Here is an 18,027-nt window from a genome sequence, read left to right as displayed (position 1 = left end):
AGGGGGAGGACGCATATGAAAAAGGTTTTAATCATCCAAGGCAATCCCATTGAAAACAGCTATGGCCGTCACCTGGCGGAGGCCTATGCAAGGGGGGCGGGCGAATCCGGAGCGGAGGTGCGGAAGCTGGTGCTTGCGGAGATGGAGTTTGACCTGAACCTGTCCGGCGGTTATAAGGGCAAGCAACCGCTCGAACCCGATCTGCAAGAAGCACAGGAGCTGATTGCCTGGGCGGACCATCTGGTGTTTGTGTACCCGAATTGGTGGGGCGGCATGCCGGCGCTGCTCAAAGGGTTCATCGACAGGGTTTTTCTGCCGGGATTCGCCTTTAAGTACCGCCGGAACTCGCCTTTGCCGGAGCAGCTGCTCAAAGGGAAGACGGCCCGTCTGATCGTCACGATGGATTCGCCGTACGTTTACTACCGGTTCTATCTCGGACAGCCGGGACATCAGATGATGAAGCATTCCATTCTGAAGTTCTGCGGCGTGGGTACCGTCCGTGCCACGAACATTACCCAGCTTCGCAAAATGCCCGAGACGGCAAGAAGCCAATGGCTCAGGCGCGTGCAGAGAATGGGACGGAAATTGGCTTGATCGGGTAGTAGGGGCGATGTGCAGTTCCTTCCAATGGCTTGACTTCTCGGGCAGGAGGATTATAATTCATACAACAAATGAAACGACCAAAGAATTGAATGGGTCATGTGTTCAAAATCAAATCTTGATGTATATGCCGGGGAATAGGGCCCAGGCGTTTCTACCAGGTTACCGTAAATGACTTGACTACATGAAGGTTGAGAATCCGCTCCCCAAGCCCGGCTTTGCATAAACATCGAAGCCGGGCTGCAAGATCGCCTGAAATGGGATCTAAGCACGTTTTAACGGATGGGGTGATGTGCAGACTATTAGCAATGCATGGCTGCCGCGCGGACTTCTCTTCCTCAATGGATATAGTTGCAGGCAACCCGGGCAGATACGCTGTCCGGGTTGTTTGGCGTGTTACGCAAGATCGATTTTGTGCTTTTACAGGTTCATTATAAGAAAAACGTCTACCGACGACCGCAGTAAGAAGAAGTTTTTATTGCGAGATTAGGAAGTCACAAGCTTCCGAGTTTATACTTTCTGATATCTAAAAAAAGGGGAGCGTGCAATCATCATGAGTTCAATCCAGAGACAGAAACGATACGAGGTCAGCCGGCAGCTGGGGAAGGTTGCTTTAGGACAAGAGCCAGCCGATCTGGTCATCAAAAACGGCACGCTGGTCAATGTGTTTACGGGCGAGCTTCAGGAACGGATAGACGTGGCGATGGCGTGCGGGCGCATCGCTTATATCGGCAGCGCCGATCATACGATCGGAGAGGGGACGCAGGTGATCGAAGCGAATGGGCGCTTCATCTCGCCGGGTCTGCTGGACGGCCATATGCATGTGGAGAGCACGATGCTGACCGTAACGGAGTTTGCCAAAGCGGCCATCGTTACGGGAACGACCGGGGTTTATATGGATCCCCATGAGATCGCCAACGTGTTCGGCATGGAGGGCGTGCGCTGGATGCACGAGGAAGGGCAGCAGCTGCCGATGAAGGTGTTCACCACCATTCCTTCCTGCGTACCGGCGACGTTCGATCTGGAGGATGCCGGGGCGCAGTTGGGCGTAGCCGATATCGAGGAAGGGCTGACCTGGCCCGGCGTCGCGGGGCTTGGCGAAGTGATGAACTTCCCGGGCGTCGTATACGGCGATCCGACCATGAGCGGAGAGATCGAAGCCACGCTGCGTGCGGGCAAGACGGTGACGGGGCATTTTCCGGCAGAGGACGACCGGATGCTACAAGCCTATCTGGCAACCGGCGTCAGCTCCGATCATGAGACCGTAACGAGAGAGCAGGCTTTGGAAAAGGTTCGCCTCGGTATGCATCTGATGATCCGCGAAGGTTCGGCTTGGCAGGATGTGAAGGAAGTGATTAAGGTGGTAACGGAGGACAAGGTACGTACCGACAATATCTCCTTGGTCACGGATGATGTGTATCCGCAGACGCTGCTGCGGCTCGGCCATATGAACCATGTGGTCCGCCGCGCCATGGAGGAGGGCGTGGACCCGGTTACGGCGATCCAGATGGGCACGATCAACGTGGCTCGATATTTCGGCATGGATATGGAGCTCGGCAGCATTTCACCAGGCAAAACGGCTGATATTTTGCTCATTGACGATCTGAAGAGCATGGTGCCTTCGGTGGTGATCACGGACGGCGAAGTGGTCGCGGAGAACGGCCGTCTCGTGAAGGCGTTCCCGGCGTATTCGTATCCGGAAAAGGCCTTTCAATCGGTTCGGCTGCAGCGTTCGCTTACCGCCGACGACTTTTTGCTGCGCAGCAAGTTCGATGCGGCGCGTACGGAAGTGAACGTGGTGCGCGTCATCGAGAACAGTGCCCGTACCGCCAAAATGACCGCGGTGCTCGCCGTGGAGCAGGGCGTCATCCAGCCGGACCTGGGCCAAGACGTGGTTCAGCTGGCATGCATCGAGCGCCACGGCGCAACCGGGCAAATCTCGCTCGGCTTTGCGAGCGGCTTCGCACTACAGTCCGGCGCGGTTGCTTCCACGGTGGCGCACGATAGCCACAACCTGCTTGTGATGGGCACGAACGCCGAGGATATGGCGCTTGCGGCGAACGAGCTGGCAGCATGCGGAGGCGGCATGATCGTGGTGCAGAACGGCCAGGTGCTGGCGAAGGTGGCGATGCCGATTGCGGGCTTGCTGGCGGACCGTCCAGTCGAGGTCGTGGCCGAGGAAGTCGCTGCCCTGGAGGAAGCGTGGAAACAGCTCGGCTGCTCCATCCATGCGCCGTTCATGACGTTCTCGCTCATTGCGCTTCCGGTCATTCCGGAGATCCGCATTACCAATCGCGGGATCGCGGACGTGACTGAATTCAAGCTCATCGAGACGGAGATCGGTCCGGTTCAATAAGGTGGCACATACATTAAAGCAGGTTGGCCTACATAGCTAACCTGCTTTTTTGGTGCGTAAATACTGGGCTTAGCCTGTGAGTGGATGCCGCAAGCCACGCTCCCATGGATAATCCTCACATAATCCATTACCTACTTAGTGATTTTCGTCACAAATTGATAACTTTTTCACCTATTTCGGCCATTATATTGTGATGTTTATCACAATCCTTTAGGACGCGGTCTGCGACAATACAAAAAGAATCAAATTTGAAGTGATCACGTGAGCTAAAGGAAGGGGTATCTTTTATGGATCCGGTTATGCTGGCGCGAATTCAATTCGCATCGACAACCATTTTTCACTTTATTTTCGTACCGTTATCCATCGGATTGGCGTTTCTGATCGCCATCATGGAGACGATGTATGTTGTCAAGGGCCAGGAAGTCTACAAGAAAATGGCCAAGTTCTGGGGAAAGCTGTTCCTGATCAACTTTGCAGTCGGGGTTGTGACAGGGATTCTGCAGGAATTCCAGTTCGGGATGAACTGGTCGGATTACTCGCGCTTTGTCGGGGACGTGTTCGGCGCACCGCTTGCGATCGAAGCCCTGCTGGCGTTTTTCCTTGAGTCGACGTTTATCGGGCTATGGATATTCGGGTGGGACCGGTTATCCAAGAAGGTCCATCTGCTCAGCATCTGGCTGGTGTCCTTCGGCACCCTGATGTCCGCCTTCTGGATCCTGGCAGCGAACTCGTTCATGCAGCGTCCGGTCGGTTTTGAGATCAACAATGGACGGGCGGAGATGAACGATTTCTTCGCGCTGATCACGAACGGTCAGCTGCTGGTGGAATTTCCGCACACGATCTTCGGGGCACTGGCAACCGGGGCTTTCCTGGTAGCGGGGGTAAGCGCGTATAAACTGCTGAAGAAGCAGGATTTGGATTTCTTCAAAAAATCATTCCACATCGCCATCGTGGTGGGTCTCATCACCTCCATTCTGGTTGCGGTATTCGGCCACCAGCAGGCGCAGTATCTGGTGGATACGCAGCCGATGAAGATGGCCGCCGCCGAGAGCTTGTGGGAAACGAGCGACGATCCCGCGCCTTGGACGGTCATTGCGGCCATCGATCCGGATAAGCAGGAGAACACGATAGAATTCAAAATCCCGTATCTGCTCAGCTTCTTGTCCTACAGCAAATTTTCCGGCGAAGTCATCGGGATGAAGGAGCTGCAAGCCCAGTATGAGCAGGAATACGGCCCTGGAGACTATATTCCGCCGGTCCGCACCACCTTCTGGAGCTTCCGGATTATGGTGGCCGCCGGCAGCGTCATGATCCTCATGGGATTGTACGGAGCGTGGCTGATGCTGCGCAAAAAAGTCGAGAAGGCCGGCAAATGGTTCCTCAGACTGATGCTGTTTGGCATTTCCCTGCCGTTCATCGCCAACACGTCGGGATGGATCATGACGGAGATCGGCCGCCAGCCTTGGACGGTATTCGGGCTGATCACCACGGAGAACAGCGTTTCGCCGAACGTAAGCGCAGGCTCGATCCTGTTCTCGCTCATCATGTTTACCGCCATTTATGCGGTGCTGGCAGCCGTGATGGCCTATCTGTTCATCAAAGTCATTAAGAAAGGACCGTATGCGGCGGAGGAAGACGATCACCACGCAAGCGATCCGTTTAATAAGGAGGACTACAATGCTGTCTCTTAACGAACTGTGGTTTGTGCTCGTCGCCGTGTTGTTTATCGGGTTCTTCTTCTTGGAGGGCTTCGATTTCGGAGTCGGGATGTCCACGCAGCTGCTGGCCAAAAACGATACCCAGCGCCGGGTGCTGATCAACTCGATCGGCCCGTTCTGGGACGCCAACGAGGTCTGGCTGCTGACGGCGGGCGGCGCGATGTTCGCGGCCTTCCCGAACTGGTATGCCACGCTGTTCAGCGGGTTCTACATTCCGCTTGTCTTTCTTCTGCTGGCCTTGATCGGGCGCGGCGTGGCATTTGAATTCCGCGGCAAGGTGGGCGATGTCCGCTGGAAACGGGTATGGGACGGAGCAATCTTCACCGGAAGCGTGCTTCCGCCATTCCTGCTCGGCGTAGTGTTTGCCTGCCTGATCCAGGGGCTTCCGATTAACGAAGAGATGCAGCTGCATGCCGGATTCTTCGATGTCGTGAATCTCTATACCGTGGTCGGCGGGTTGACGATGGTGATGCTCTGCCTGCTGCATGGCTTGATGTTCACGACGCTGCGCACGCTGGGGGATCTCCAGGAACGGGCGCGCCGCATGGCCCGGAGACTCCTGATTCCTGTTGCGGCCCTGTTCGTGGCGTTCGGGGTGATGACGTATTTCATGACCGATATCTTCGAGAAGCGCGGCGTGGGGTTAACCGTCCTGCTGGTGCTGGCCCTGCTTGCATTCCTGCTGGGCGGATATTTCATGAACGTCAAGCGGGACGGCTGGGCTTTCGGGATGACCGGCGCGGTCATCGCACTCTTGGTAACGTCCGTGTTCGTGGGCTTGTTCCCGCGCGTGATGGTCAGCTCCATCAACGCTGCATTTGACCTGACCATTTATAATGCGGCCTCCGGACCGTATTCCCTCAAGATCATGACGATTGTGGCCGTATCGCTGCTGCCGTTTGTTTTGGGCTATCAAATTTGGAGTTACTTCGTTTTCCACAAACGGGTACATGAGAAGGAGCATCTGGAGTACTGATGGGAAAAGATCTGCTGGGATACAAAGGCGCCAAGACGGTATTCTTCCTTGTCGCCGCATGTACCCTGGCACAGAGCATGGCCATCCTTCTGCAAGCCAAATGGCTGGCGGAAGCCATTTCCGCCCTGTTTGCGGGATCAACGCTGCATGAGCAGGGGGAGACCATTGCCTTGTTCCTGCTTGCATTTCTGGCACGCCACGGGGTCTCGGTCGTGCAGCAAGGAATCGCGCAGCGCTTTGCCGAGGAGACGGGGACGAGCCTGAGAAAGCAGCTGCTGGAGGAGCTGTTTCGGAACGGGCCGTCCTTTGTCCGGTCGGAAGGAACAGGCAATGTGGTTACGCTTGTGCTGGAGGGCATCGGCAAGTTCCGCAAATATGCGGAGCTGACCATACCTCGCATGATGGGGGCGGGCATTACCCCGGCGCTGGTATGGCTGTACGTTTTCATGACGGACCGGATCTCGGGCATTATTCTGCTGGTGACCATGCCGATCCTGATCGTGTTTCTCATTCTCGTGGGACTTGCCGCGAGAAAGCAGACCGAGCGGCAGCTGGATTCCTACCGGATGCTGTCCAATCATTTCGTGGATTCGCTGAGAGGGCTGACCACCCTGAAGTTTCTGGGACAGAGCCGCAAGCACGGCGCGAGCATACAGCAGGTCAGCGAGGGGTATCGTGCAGCTACCATGCGGACGCTGCGCGTGGCGTTTCTGTCCTCTTTTGCGCTGGATTTCTTTACGATGCTGTCCGTGGCGTCGGTTGCGGTCAACCTGGGCCTGCGCCTCATTAACGGCAGCCTGGAGCTGCTGCCCGCGCTGCTCATCCTGATCCTCGCACCGGAGTATTTCCTGCCGGTGCGCATGGTCGGTGCGGACTTCCACGCCACGCTGGACGGCAAGCAGGCAGGGGAAGCGATGCAATCCATCATCCGGGAAGCCCGGAAGGGGCATTCGGACGGAAGCACGGGTCCTGTTGCTGCGGAGAGTTCGGTCAGCGGAACGGGTCTATTTGAGCCAACGGGCGTGCTTAAAACCCCGGCGGCAGAAACGATGAAACGGACCCCAACGGGCCTAACATTTAAAATTCAAAATAATTTCTCGGATCCCAGCCGCAGACCGCAGCCACCATTCCGATGGGAAAAGGGCAGCGTGCTGGAGCTCTCCGGCATCGGTCTCAGACACGAAGAACAAGGGCCGGCGTCATTGGAGGACGTCACCTTCCGAATACCGGGACAACGCAAGATCGGCATCGTCGGGGAGAGCGGAGCCGGCAAATCCACGCTGATCGAGCTGTTAGGCGGCTTCATGGCGCCAACATCCGGAGCGGTAGCGCTGAATGGCATGATGCTTGAAGAATCGAACCGACGCGAGTGGCGGTCGGAGGTCACCTATATGCCGCAGCAGCCGTATTTGTTCGGGGCAACCTTGGAGGAGAACGTGCGCTTTTACGCGCCGGAGGCGTCCAGGGCTCAAGTGGAGGCGGCGGTACAGGCGGCTGGTCTGTCGGAGCTGGTAAAAAGCTTGCCGGGCGGACTTGCGGAGATGATCGGCGGCGGCGGACGCGCTTTGAGCGGCGGCCAGGCACAACGCGTGGCTTTGGCCAGGGCGCTGCTCGGCGGCCGGCAGGTTCTGCTGCTGGATGAGCCGACGGCGCATCTGGATATTGAGACGGAATACGAGCTGAAGGAGACGATGCTGTCCCTTTTTCAAGACAAATGGGTATTTCTGGCGACGCACAGGCTTCACTGGATGCAGGATATGGATTATATCATCGTTCTGCACCAGGGGCGCGTTGCGGAAACGGGAACCCACGAGGAGCTTATGGCACGACAGGGCGTCTATTACGGACTGATGACATCGCAGATGGAGGGAGTACAATGAAGCAGGAATCGTGGTTTCGACCCTATGTAACGGCAAATTTCTGGCGCTTTTTGCTCATTGTCACGCTGGGCGTGCTCACCATTTTGTTTGCCGGGATGCTCATGTTCACATCCGGTTATTTGATCTCCAAATCCGCCCTGCGTCCGGAAAACATCCTGATGGTGTACGTGCCGACCGTAGGGGTTCGCACCTTCGGCATCGGACGGGCGGTGATCCATTACGTGGAGCGCCTGGTGGGGCATGATACGATTCTTCGCATCCTGTCCCGCATGAGGCTTCGGCTGTACCGCATTCTGGAACCGCAAGCCCTCCGTTTATCCTCCCGGTATCGCACCGGGGATCTGCTGGGCGTGCTGTCCGATGATATCGAGTATTTGCAGGACGTCTACATCCGGACGGTCTTTCCATCGATTGTTGCGCTTGTGTTATATGCCGGGGTCATTCTGGCCGTCGGCCAGTTTGATCCGGCATTCGCCCTTCTGCTCGCACTGTATATAGCGGTGCTGATTCTGGTGCTGCCGCTGATCTCGCTGCTGCTCACCAAACGGAAGAATCGGGAAGTGAAACAGGCCCGCAGCCACCTCTACCGGAAGCTGACCGACGCGGTGCTGGGCATTCATGAATGGTACGTCAGCGGCCGGCAGGCGGAATTCCTGACCGGTTATGAGGCGGATGAAGCCGAGGTGGACCGGACCGACCGCTCGCTTAAGCGCTGGTCGCGCTTGCGCGCCTTTATCGGTCAAGGCGTGGTTGCCGTGACGGTGGTCTCGGTGGTGTATTGGTCGGGACGGCAGTATGCGGACGGTGCCATCGACGTTACGCTGATCGCGGCTTTTGTGCTGGTTGTGTTCCCGTTAATGGATGCATTCCTGCCGGTGTCCGAAGCCGTTGAGCGGATTCCGCAGTACGGCCAATCGGTCGCAAGGCTCCGGGCGATTGAAAGCGCGGATGCCTCCGAAGGGCGGCAGGACCTGCCGCAGATGCTGGATAAGGCAGAGGTGGAATCCATCATAAGCCGCGGCGTTCATGTGAAGGCGGACGGCGTCAGCTTCCGCTATGATCAGGGGGCAGACGGCCCATCGAGGCTGGAACCATCCGGCGTGGACAGGGAGGCGTCTGTATTAACCGATGTGTCGCTGGATATTGCTCCCGGCGCCAAGGTAGCCGTCATCGGACGCTCCGGTGCCGGCAAATCGACCCTGCTGCAGCTGATCCAGGGCGTGTTGGCGCCATCGGGAGGAAGCCTTACCCTAGGCGGCGTGGAGTCTGCGCGTTTCGGCGATGAGATCTCTTCCGTCATTTCGGTATTGAACCAGAGTCCGCACTTGTTCGACACAACGCTTGCGAACAATATTCGGCTTGGATCCCCGGACGCCACGGAGGCTGAAATCCGGGACGCCGCCGCCATGGCACGGCTTGAACCGCTGGTAGCCTCCCTTCCGGCAGGACTTGGCACCCGCATGCAGGAAGCCGGGCAGCGTTTCTCCGGAGGAGAGCGCCAGCGCGTGGCTTTGGCCCGAATCCTGCTGCAGAGGACGCCCGTTGTCATTCTGGATGAGCCCACGGTCGGGCTGGATCCCAAGACCGAGCGGGAACTGCTGTCCACCATATTCGCCAGCCTGCAGGACCGCACCTTGATTTGGGTGACGCATCATCTGGTCGGCGTGGAGCGCATGGATGAGATCCTCTTCATGGAAGACGGTCGAATCGTTATGCGGGGCACCCATGATGAGCTGATGGAGCGATATCCGCGGTATCGGAACTTGTACCGTTTGGATCGTCCGGCGGTATAGACAGCTGAGGCGATTTACCAGCAGAAGAACCGGCCTTTCAGGAGGTTGGTTCTTCTTTTTGTTGCGTTCTTTTTTCTTATAAGTCCGATAAAAGATCGGAATCCACGCGGCTTCTGGAAAGATGTAACATTAGTCTTAAGCAGGATCAAGGGTTCATTACAACGTTAGGGGTGTGGTATAGGGTGGATTCGAAACGGTTGGTTAACGTATTTCGTCATTTTGCCGAGCGGGAATGTCCGGGTTCCAGCGTGTTCTATGAGTATTTGGCCCGGCATATTGCCGATGATGAAGAGGTGCTGCAGGTGGCTGCGTTGGTTCCGTCCGGCCAGCCCGTGCCCAATATGCTGTTCGGAGCGGTTCAATACTTGCTGCTTCAGGGCGAGGGTCCGGAGCTGAGGGCGTATTACCCCGGCCTTGCGTTGCACCCGAAGGAGATGGCCTCCTGTTATCCCCATTTCCGGGCATTCGTGCTGGAGCATGAAGCAGCCATTATCGGAATCCTGAAGCGCAAACGGGTACAGACGAACGAAGTCCGTCGCTGCGCGTACCTGTATCCGGTGTTCTGCTCCATTTATGACAAGGTCCGGAAGCCGCTTGCCCTGGTGGAGCTTGGAACGAGTGCCGGATTGCAGCTGCTGTGGGATCAATACAGTTATTCCTATGGAGACACGGCGAGTTACGGCCTTACGGAATCGAAGGTGCGCATTACATCGGAGATCAGGGGAGACCGCAAACCGTTCCTGCCGGCCACCAGTCCGCCGGTTGTTTACCGGATGGGGATCGATCTGCATGTGAATGACGTACGGAACTCGGAGCATTTCTTATGGCTGCGAGCTTTGATTTGGCCGGGCAATCACGATCGGGTGTCCATGCTGGAGCATGCGGCGGAGGCGTTGAAGCAGCAGTCAGACGTACGTTTCCGGGAGGGGGATGGGACGGTGCTGCTGCCTGACATCGTGAAGGAGATTCCGGAAGAGGCCGTGATCTGCGTGTTTCATACGCATGTGGCCAACCAGATTCCGGAGGCGTCCAAGCAAATATTGCTGCGGCATCTGAGCGAGATTGGAAGCAAGCGCGATATTGTGCACGTCTACAACAATATGCAGGATGAGGATCTGCATGCCGATTATATCCTCGGGGGCGTGCCGAGCAAGTTTACGGCGGCACGCACGGATGGGCATGCGCGCTGGTTCGAGTGGCTGTTATAAGGCAGGGAGATGATTGACTTAGCCTGAATAAGGACGGCGAACAGAACGGTGATGGCCGTTCGTTACGTCATTTGCCCGTAAACGACCGCGAGCCCGGAAGGCAGCCGGGCTGAGACTTAGAGAACAACAGCCGCAGCCTTCATCGCGTATATTTTTTTATTGGGCAAGTCTGTGTCATAATAGGAGAGATGGAATATAAAGCGCTTTATGCTATGCGATTGAACCCGAGGATCGGGCTCTTCCATGGTGGAAGGGCTCTCGTTCAGGGCATGGCAGCATTCAAGGAGACCAAAGGAGGAAGTTGGGATGGATTATCGTATTGAGAAGGATACCCTGGGTGAGATTAAAGTGCCTGCGGATAAGTTATGGGCAGCGCAGACACAGCGCAGTTCCGAGAATTTCCGGATAGGAACCGAAACGATGCCGAAGGAGATCATTCGGGCGTTCGCGATATTGAAGAAGAGCGCGGCCATCGTCAACGGCAAGCTCGGCAAGCTGGATGCAGATAAGGTGGATGCGATCACAACCGCGGCCGATGAGATCGTGGACGGCAAGTGGGATGAGCATTTTCCGCTGGTGGTTTGGCAGACCGGCAGCGGCACGCAGTCCAACATGAACGTGAACGAAGTCATTGCGAATCGGGCCAATCAGCTGCTCGAGCGAAAAGACAGCACGCTGCGCGTTCATCCCAACGATGACGTCAACAAATCCCAAAGCTCCAACGATACGTTTCCGACGGCGATGCACATGGCTGCGGTCGTGGCCATGGAAGATCAGGTGATGCCTGCGCTCCGCCGTTTGAAGAAAACGTTCGAGAAGAAAAGCGATGAATATAAGGACCTGATCAAAATCGGCCGTACGCACCTTCAGGATGCAACGCCGCTGACGCTCGGACAGGAAATCAGCGGCTGGCACCGGATGCTGGAGAAGTGCGAATTGATGCTGGCTTCGGCCGTAGAACCGCTGCGCGAGCTGGCTATTGGCGGCACCGCCGTGGGTACCGGCATTAACGCGCATCCGAAATTCGGAGAAATGACGGCGGCCGAAATCAGCCTGCAGATCGGAAAAAGCTACACGTCCGCCAGCAACAAGTTCCATTCGCTGACCAGCCATGACGAGATCGTATTTGCCCATGGGGCGCTGAAGGCGCTGGCTGCCGATCTGATGAAGATCGCCAACGATGTTCGCTGGCTGGCAAGCGGTCCCCGTTCCGGCATCGGTGAGCTCACGATCCCTGCCAACGAACCGGGAAGCTCCATCATGCCGGGGAAAGTAAATCCAACCCAGAGCGAAGCGCTGACGATGGTGGTCTGCCAAGTGATGGGCAACGATGCCACGATCGGTTTTGCGGCAAGCCAGGGCAATTTTGAGCTGAACGTCTTCAAGCCGGTCATCATTTATAATTTCTTGCAGTCCGTGCGTCTGCTGGCGGATGCCATGGATTCGTTCGACCAGAATTGCGCCATCGGCATCGAAGCCAATCTGGACGTGATCCGCGCGAACATGGAGCGGTCGCTAATGCTGGTGACGGCGCTGAATCCGCATATCGGATACGAGAATGCCGCCGCCATCGCGAAACGTGCGCATAAAGAAGGGACAACGCTTCGCGAAGCGGCGCTGGCAAGCGGTCTGCTTAGCGGAGAGGATTTTGACCGGATCGTCCGTCCGGAAGAAATGATACATCCGAAGGAATAGGGGAGTTTTCTTTTGAGCTTTATTTCTAGGCAGGTTTCCCGTTGAACCAAGGGCCCATTTCACCACGGTGAAGTGGGCTTTTGTTGATTAGAGCTTGTTACCCGCCGAGCCGAACGCATTCGATCATCGCAAGAAAAACATCACGGAAAGCCGCTCGTCTGCCGCGAAAGTGCTTCAATCGTTTATCTCCGGCTTCGCAGCGGTTATAATATGGTGACAGCATCTGACAATACTTCACAAACAAACGTAAGAAGGATGGATGATAATTTGAAGAAACATCAATGGATGGCTACGCTGCTCTCTCTGATATGCACCGGGCTCGGGATGTTTTATATCGGGACGCCGGGCATGATCATAGGCGGAATGCTGCTCATGGCGCTGCAGGGAGCGGCTTTGTTTATTTTTTTCATGACACTGGGATACTTGGGCTTGATTATCGGTCCGCTAGCAATTGGGATTCATATTATAGGTTTGATCATACCGGTCATCTACTTCAGCTACCGATCGCCAAGGAAACCGATGTTCGACGAGAAGCGGCGGCGTCAGCTCGCCTCCCCTTGGAAAATCGTCGTGCGGACGATCATCGGACTGGCCTTGTTCGCAGGGTCGATTTACGCCGGGTACACCTGGGGATCCGCCCCGTTCATGAAGACGGCTGCGGAGAAACGCGAGGTTCAGGAAGCGGCGGAGTCCTATCTGGAACAGAAGTACAACGAACCCTTTAAGGTCACGGACGTGGATTATACCTGGGCCATAGGCTCGTATCATCTTACGGCCCATCCGGAGCAGGCGCCAGAGCTTGAATTTACGCTGAGCAGCAATGAAGCCAGCCCTCCCGTCATATCGAATGATACCTACCTGAACCGGCTCTGGGGACAGCAGCTGAGGGACCGGCTGAAACCTCTGCTGGATGAGCTTTATCCGGGCCAGGCGTTTGGGGAGGCGTATGTGAACGCCGGTGCCGAAACACTAGAGCGTGATTATAGCCAACTGGCGAATAGCGCCGAGGGTGATGTCAGTCAGAACATCAGATTGATCGTATTCGCGGATTTGACGGCGGATAATCTGGCGCAGGAGAAGGAACGGGTGCTGGAGCTGATTCGGCGGCTGCCTTCGGTGACGGTGCCGGGGGAGACGGATCTTGCCATCGATTATTATGCTGCGGATTTGAAGACGGCGGAGAGCGTAAAGAAGGTGGAGCAGGATATCGATTATATGAAGGGGAAAACCAGTACTTACAGCTTCAGGGTGTTCGACATTTCGGACATTACGTCCGCGGAAGACATCGAGATCAGGGGGCTGGAATGAGGAATTTTGCAGGAGTATAAAATCGATTCTAGATTCAGAAGCCAGGCGGAGTGGATAACTCCGCCTGGCTTCTTGTTGATGAATCATGATCCAACAGGTGAAGGGAGCCTTCGTTAATGCAGGGACAGCTGGATGCTGCGTCCTTTCGGCGTCTTCGTCATGGTCAGCTTTAAGTTCAAGGCCTTGGCCATGTCGCGGACAGGGACGTAGAGGGTGTTCTTTATGAACAGGGGACCGTCGTACTTGCTCTTGTCCAGCTTGCAGTGGTCCGATTCTTCGGCACACAGCCTCGCCGGTTTATAAATGTCGATATCGTTCACGCTCATCTCTTGCGTAGCCCGCCGTACGATCGTATATCCCCAGCTGTCGTTTCCCCATACCGATACTGGGGGACCGCTTGCCGCTTTCAGGTCATATTGATGAAAGTTGTCCAGCTCCTCCTGCAGCGTATACGAGATTTCGTATCCCATTGCATCGGCTAAGGATTTGAGCGGAACGTACGCCTTGCCTTTGCGAACATGGACGTCCTTTATATGGGTGCCGCCGACGTTTACGTAATAGCCTTCCGCTTCGTTAGCGGCTGCTTGCTCGCCCTGCCAGATGAGGGAAGCGGCTAACAGGACGCTGGTCAGCGCGAAGAGCGATATCCTTCTGAATTTCTCGATCGTCATAACCTCCTTGCATATCGAATGGGTGTTAGGAAGCCGAATGGGGAGCCTATCTACTATATAGACTCTTTTTCCGATCCATTGGTTAGCCCGTTTTCGTAAGAAAATAAGGACAAGCCTGCGAATGTAAGCTCTTTAGGAACCTTGATTCAGGCTGGCCTGCAGCTGTCAGCAAGGAATCCAGCACCGCAATGATCCGGTATTGACGCCATTATGGGGAAGCCGATGGGGGAGGCAGATAGCATGCATGATAAAAGGACGGATCAAGCTGATGCGCTTGATCCGTCCTTTTATTGTGGGGCTGGCTTCTTATGTCATGGAGAAGCACCAATGCATAGGGTTGAACCGGCTTCGCATTACATGCTCACGGTATTCCTGGCATCCCGGTAACCCGACAACTTGTTAACGAAGAAGGTGATAAGGAACGAACAGAGCAGGCTGGCTGCCATCGAGATCAGGAAGCCCATCGTGTTATTCGATGTAATGGGCCCGATGAAGGAGGGCACATAGGCCGTCCCCCGGACCCCGAACAAACCGACGAGCATGCCGCCAAGTCCAGCCGAGGCAATCGCTCCGGCAAATACAAGCTTGTTCGAAAACATGAACGGATAGGCGGCTTCAACGAAGGTGCCAAACCCCATGTTGATGGCGAATCCGGGGGCTGCGACGGCGGCTTCTCCCTTATCCCGCGGAGCGATAATATTGGCTAGCGTGATGCCTGCGGATACCATCACCAAGCCGACCATATCGACCGCGCCGAGGAAGCTGTTGCTGGTTGTTTCCATCTCCAGCAGCACAATCGGCAGGATGGCCGCATGATAGACGCCGCCGATGATGGCAGGCCAGATCAGCAGGCCGGCAATCAATCCGGCCATGGCCGGGCTCCAGGAGACAAGGGTCTCGATCAGGAAGCGGATGCCTTGCCCTGCGCTCAGCGCAATCGGCGCAATGAGGAAGTAGACCAGCAAACCGGCAATCAGTCCCGACACGCCGCCGGCAACAATGTTGACCGTCGTAGCGGGGAAACGCCACTCCACGCATTGACGGAATATGTAATGGACGATAATGCCTGCGCCGATCCCGCCGATGATGCCGCCGATAATGCCTCCTTCGACGGACAGGACGCCTGCCACGATGCCCGCCACGATGGATACCTCGTCCAGCTCGGATACCTGTTTGGCTGCAATGACGGCAACGATGACCGGCAGCGCCTTGATCAGCAGGTCAAACACTTCGGTCAACGAAGATAACCCCGGGATTTTGCTGACCGCCAGGATCAGGGCCATGCCGATGAAACCGGGGAGGGACGCCATCATGATGCCCCGAATATTGATTCTTCGCCATGGAGACGAGCTGCCCGACACCGCATGGATATTGGCGGTCGCATTCCCGATGACCGGCCGGTACGTAAGCCGCCAATGCTTGCTGAGGGATGTGACAAAGGTGACCGCACGCGTTCTGTTGGTTGTTCCGGTTGTGCCCGAAGCCGCAATGACATGCGCGCCTTTGGTTTGGATGATGGCCATGGAGGTTCCGCCCGTACCGGTCACCGGCAGGCGGAATTTGGCAGCGGCCTCAATGGCATGCCGGTTGCTGCCCTCCGGGTCGGCGCTCATGACGATGATGCCGTCAATTTCGCCGAGTTCAATCTGCTCGGCAATCTCCCGGTCCAGCCGCTCGGCCGCCTGATTGATCTGCTGAAGGGTGCCTTCAGCGACAATGATGGGCTCTCCTTGGGAAGAGCTCCAGCTGTAAAGAGCCGCAGGCGTCGTATCCTTGGCTGCGTCCATGGAGACCTGGGCAGCGATAAACTGCAGGGCCCCGCAGGACAGGCCGGCGCTATCGAGCTGCATCAATATCTCATCCAGCAGCTTGCGCGGGTCTTTGCCGCCGAGATTGTACAGATTGCCGCCGCTGCTTCCGATGATGGCGATTTGACGATTCATGATTGCTGCCCCCAATACATTAGAAATTAGATAATTTCTATATTACAGCAGAGTTATAACTTGTTAAAGTGTTAAAATGCGATCCCGCCAAACCAAAAGCCGCCATGCATACCCGGTAAGGGCTGCATGGCGACTTGGTCATCCTGTTATCTATTCGTTGCTTTCGCTGGCCGCTGCAACGGCAGAGGCTTCTTCTGCCGCTTCTTCAGGCGTTTCTTTGACGATTTGCAGCTTCGTATAGCGGTGGGTCTTCTTCTCGATGACGGTGAACGTCAGGTCATTGTACCTCCACGTATCGCCTTTGGCGAGTTCGGAGTTATGACCGTACAGCCAGCCGCCGATCGTATCCAGGTCATCGGTGCTCAGGTCCGTATGAAGCAGGTCGTTGATCCGGTTAATGGATACCTTGCCGTCTGCGATGATGCGGTTCGGCTCAGGCTGGGTCAGCTCGCGTTCTTCATCCTCGTCGAATTCGTCGCGGATCTCGCCGACGATCTCCTCCAGAATATCCTCGATGGTGATCATCCCGGAAGTACCGCCGTATTCGTCGATCAGGATGGCCATATGTGTGCCTTCCTGCTGCATTTTCCGAAGCAGCTTCTTGATCGGAATCGCTTCGGATACCGTCATGGCCGGATGAATCAGCTTGGTCAAGTCGATATTGGAATTGTCATCGAACTCCAGGAAGAACTGTTTGGTGTTCACCATGCCGACGATCTGATCCTTGTCTCCGCGAACAACCGGGAACCGGGTGTACTGCTCGCGCTTGATAATCTGCAGGTTGGCGGCAAGCGGCTTGTCAACATACAGACAGATCATATCGGTACGGGGTACCATAATCTCTTTGGCAAGCATATCGTCAAAAGCAAAAATTCGGCTTACATAACCGTATTCGGCTTGGTTAATCTTTCCGCTCTCATAGCTGTCGCTCAGAATCATGCGGAGTTCTTCTTCCGAGTGAGCCTCTTCATGTTCGCTGGCAGGATGCATGCCGAACAGACGGACAATCTTGTTGGCCGATCCGTTCAAGAGCCAGATGAATGGATACATAATGCGGTTAAACCAGATAATCGGCGTCGCACACAGGAACGACACGGCTTCAGCCTTATTGATAGCGATCGTTTTCGGTGCAAGTTCGCCGATTACGACGTGAATGTAAGTCATGATAATAAATGCAAGCAAGAAAGAGATCAGCGAAGCGATCGCCGCAGGAATCGAAAGGCTGTCAAACACCGGGTGCAGAATCTTCTCGATGGTCGGTTCCCCGAGCCAACCGAGACCGAGCGCCGTGATGGTAATCCCGAGCTGACACGCGGACAGATATCCGTCGAGATTCGATGTTACCTTTTTGACGGCGAGAGCACCTTTGCGCCCTTCCATCACCAATTGGTCTACCCGGCTGGGACGAAGTCTTATGATAGCAAATTCCGTCATAACGAAAAAAGCGGTAGCTGCGATAAGCACAGCGACTAAGAATAAATTTAAGCCTATATTGTCGTCCAAACAAAACACATCCTTTTTTATCTGATCCGAATTAGTTTTTTAATAACCATCAATTACTATGCATGGCTGTCAACGTAATTCGACCGGAATTTTAAAGGTTCTAGCTTCATGTGCTTGAGGAGGAGAAACATATCGGTATCCGTGTTGCATGTAACGTTATGCAAGGAAAGCAGAGACACATGGCGTTGTGACTCCAGCATCAACCGAACGGGTTCCGGACTTTTAGGTACCGGCGTCGGCGCTGGCAGAGTGCCTTCAGAGGCTTCCATTCCCTGCGTCGCCGCAGCGGAATCGGTGATGTCCACCAGGGGAACATTACAAACGGAAGCAATCAGCAGTAAGCCAAGTGTGGAACATATAATTCTGTTTATCCTTC

The 18,027-nt window shown here is 55.6% G+C and carries 12 protein-coding genes and 1 riboswitch; of the genes, 9 read left to right on the top strand and 3 right to left on the bottom strand.

Features of this window, described 5'->3' with window-relative positions; translation table 11 throughout:
• Positions 1–15 precede the first annotated feature (15 nt).
• The 9 genes from GYMC10_RS29910 to GYMC10_RS29870 all read left to right on the top strand — a co-directional run bounded on the left by GYMC10_RS29910 (position 16) and on the right by GYMC10_RS29870 (position 13,534).
• Positions 16–594 (top strand): NAD(P)H-dependent oxidoreductase, encoded by a 579-nt coding sequence (locus GYMC10_RS29910; RefSeq protein ID WP_015737843.1) that lies wholly within the window; start codon positions 16–18, stop codon positions 592–594.
• Between the two features lie 107 nt (positions 595–701).
• A riboswitch (purine riboswitch) is annotated at positions 702–803 on the top strand.
• Positions 804–1,153: 350 nt separating this feature from the next.
• Complete coding sequence (gene ade / locus GYMC10_RS29905) at positions 1,154–2,956, top strand: adenine deaminase (RefSeq protein ID WP_015737842.1); 1,803 nt, start codon at positions 1,154–1,156, stop codon at positions 2,954–2,956.
• A 287-nt stretch (positions 2,957–3,243) separates the two neighbouring features.
• Positions 3,244–4,647: a cytochrome ubiquinol oxidase subunit I gene (locus GYMC10_RS29900; RefSeq protein WP_015737841.1), complete on the top strand. Its 1,404-nt coding sequence runs from the start codon at positions 3,244–3,246 to the stop codon at positions 4,645–4,647.
• Complete coding sequence (gene cydB / locus GYMC10_RS29895) at positions 4,634–5,650, top strand: cytochrome d ubiquinol oxidase subunit II (RefSeq protein ID WP_015737840.1); 1,017 nt, start codon at positions 4,634–4,636, stop codon at positions 5,648–5,650. The genes GYMC10_RS29900 and cydB overlap by 14 nt, the downstream gene beginning before the upstream one ends.
• Entirely contained in the window at positions 5,650–7,530 is a 1,881-nt protein-coding gene (cydD, locus tag GYMC10_RS29890; RefSeq protein ID WP_015737839.1) for a thiol reductant ABC exporter subunit CydD, read from the top strand. The genes cydB and cydD overlap by 1 nt, the downstream gene beginning before the upstream one ends.
• Positions 7,527–9,323: a thiol reductant ABC exporter subunit CydC gene (gene cydC / locus GYMC10_RS29885; protein WP_015737838.1), complete on the top strand. Its 1,797-nt coding sequence runs from the start codon at positions 7,527–7,529 to the stop codon at positions 9,321–9,323. Before cydD ends, cydC begins: the two co-directional genes overlap by 4 nt.
• A gap of 182 nt (positions 9,324–9,505) precedes the next feature.
• Complete coding sequence (locus GYMC10_RS29880) at positions 9,506–10,531, top strand: DUF2332 domain-containing protein (RefSeq protein ID WP_015737837.1); 1,026 nt, start codon at positions 9,506–9,508, stop codon at positions 10,529–10,531.
• A 306-nt stretch (positions 10,532–10,837) separates the two neighbouring features.
• Positions 10,838–12,226: a class II fumarate hydratase gene (gene fumC, locus GYMC10_RS29875; RefSeq protein ID WP_015737836.1), complete on the top strand. Its 1,389-nt coding sequence runs from the start codon at positions 10,838–10,840 to the stop codon at positions 12,224–12,226.
• A 267-nt stretch (positions 12,227–12,493) separates the two neighbouring features.
• A complete protein-coding gene (locus tag GYMC10_RS29870) occupies positions 12,494–13,534 on the top strand; it encodes a hypothetical protein (RefSeq protein WP_015737835.1) in 1,041 nt (346 codons plus the stop codon).
• A 113-nt stretch (positions 13,535–13,647) separates the two neighbouring features.
• On the opposite strand, the gene GYMC10_RS29865 is transcribed toward GYMC10_RS29870, so the two are convergent.
• From GYMC10_RS29865 to GYMC10_RS29855, 3 genes are all read right to left on the bottom strand, one after another.
• Entirely contained in the window at positions 13,648–14,205 is a 558-nt protein-coding gene (locus GYMC10_RS29865) for a hypothetical protein (protein ID WP_015737834.1), read from the bottom strand.
• Positions 14,206–14,558: 353 nt separating this feature from the next.
• Positions 14,559–16,148 carry a PTS sugar transporter gene (locus GYMC10_RS29860; protein ID WP_015737832.1) on the bottom strand — a complete coding sequence of 530 codons (1,590 nt, stop codon included), beginning with the start codon at positions 16,146–16,148 and terminating at the stop codon, positions 14,559–14,561.
• Positions 16,149–16,298: 150 nt separating this feature from the next.
• A complete protein-coding gene (locus tag GYMC10_RS29855) occupies positions 16,299–17,651 on the bottom strand; it encodes a hemolysin family protein (protein WP_015737831.1) in 1,353 nt (450 codons plus the stop codon).
• Positions 17,652–18,027: the final 376 nt, after the last annotated feature.

It is taken from the genome of Paenibacillus sp. Y412MC10, from assembly GCF_000024685.1.
GTDB lineage: Bacteria > Bacillota > Bacilli > Paenibacillales > Paenibacillaceae > Paenibacillus_AQ > Paenibacillus_AQ lautus_A.
This window is presented reverse-complemented; position numbering and strand designations above follow the sequence as displayed.

What these genes read in the sequence shown, in the direction of transcription:
- cydD (WP_015737839.1), top strand. Translation starts at nt 5,650, where the DNA reads ATGGGAAAAGATCTGCTGGGATACAAAGGCGCCAAGACGGTATTCTTC.
- GYMC10_RS29910 (WP_015737843.1), top strand. Translation starts at nt 16, where the DNA reads ATGAAAAAGGTTTTAATCATCCAAGGCAATCCCATTGAAAACAGCTAT.
- cydC (WP_015737838.1), top strand. Translation starts at nt 7,527, where the DNA reads ATGAAGCAGGAATCGTGGTTTCGACCCTATGTAACGGCAAATTTCTGG.
- fumC (WP_015737836.1), top strand. Translation starts at nt 10,838, where the DNA reads ATGGATTATCGTATTGAGAAGGATACCCTGGGTGAGATTAAAGTGCCT.
- cydB (WP_015737840.1), top strand. Translation starts at nt 4,634, where the DNA reads ATGCTGTCTCTTAACGAACTGTGGTTTGTGCTCGTCGCCGTGTTGTTT.
- GYMC10_RS29860 (WP_015737832.1), bottom strand. Translation starts at nt 16,148, where the DNA reads ATGAATCGTCAAATCGCCATCATCGGAAGCAGCGGCGGCAATCTGTAC.
- GYMC10_RS29865 (WP_015737834.1), bottom strand. Translation starts at nt 14,205, where the DNA reads ATGACGATCGAGAAATTCAGAAGGATATCGCTCTTCGCGCTGACCAGC.
- ade (WP_015737842.1), top strand. Translation starts at nt 1,154, where the DNA reads ATGAGTTCAATCCAGAGACAGAAACGATACGAGGTCAGCCGGCAGCTG.
- GYMC10_RS29900 (WP_015737841.1), top strand. Translation starts at nt 3,244, where the DNA reads ATGGATCCGGTTATGCTGGCGCGAATTCAATTCGCATCGACAACCATT.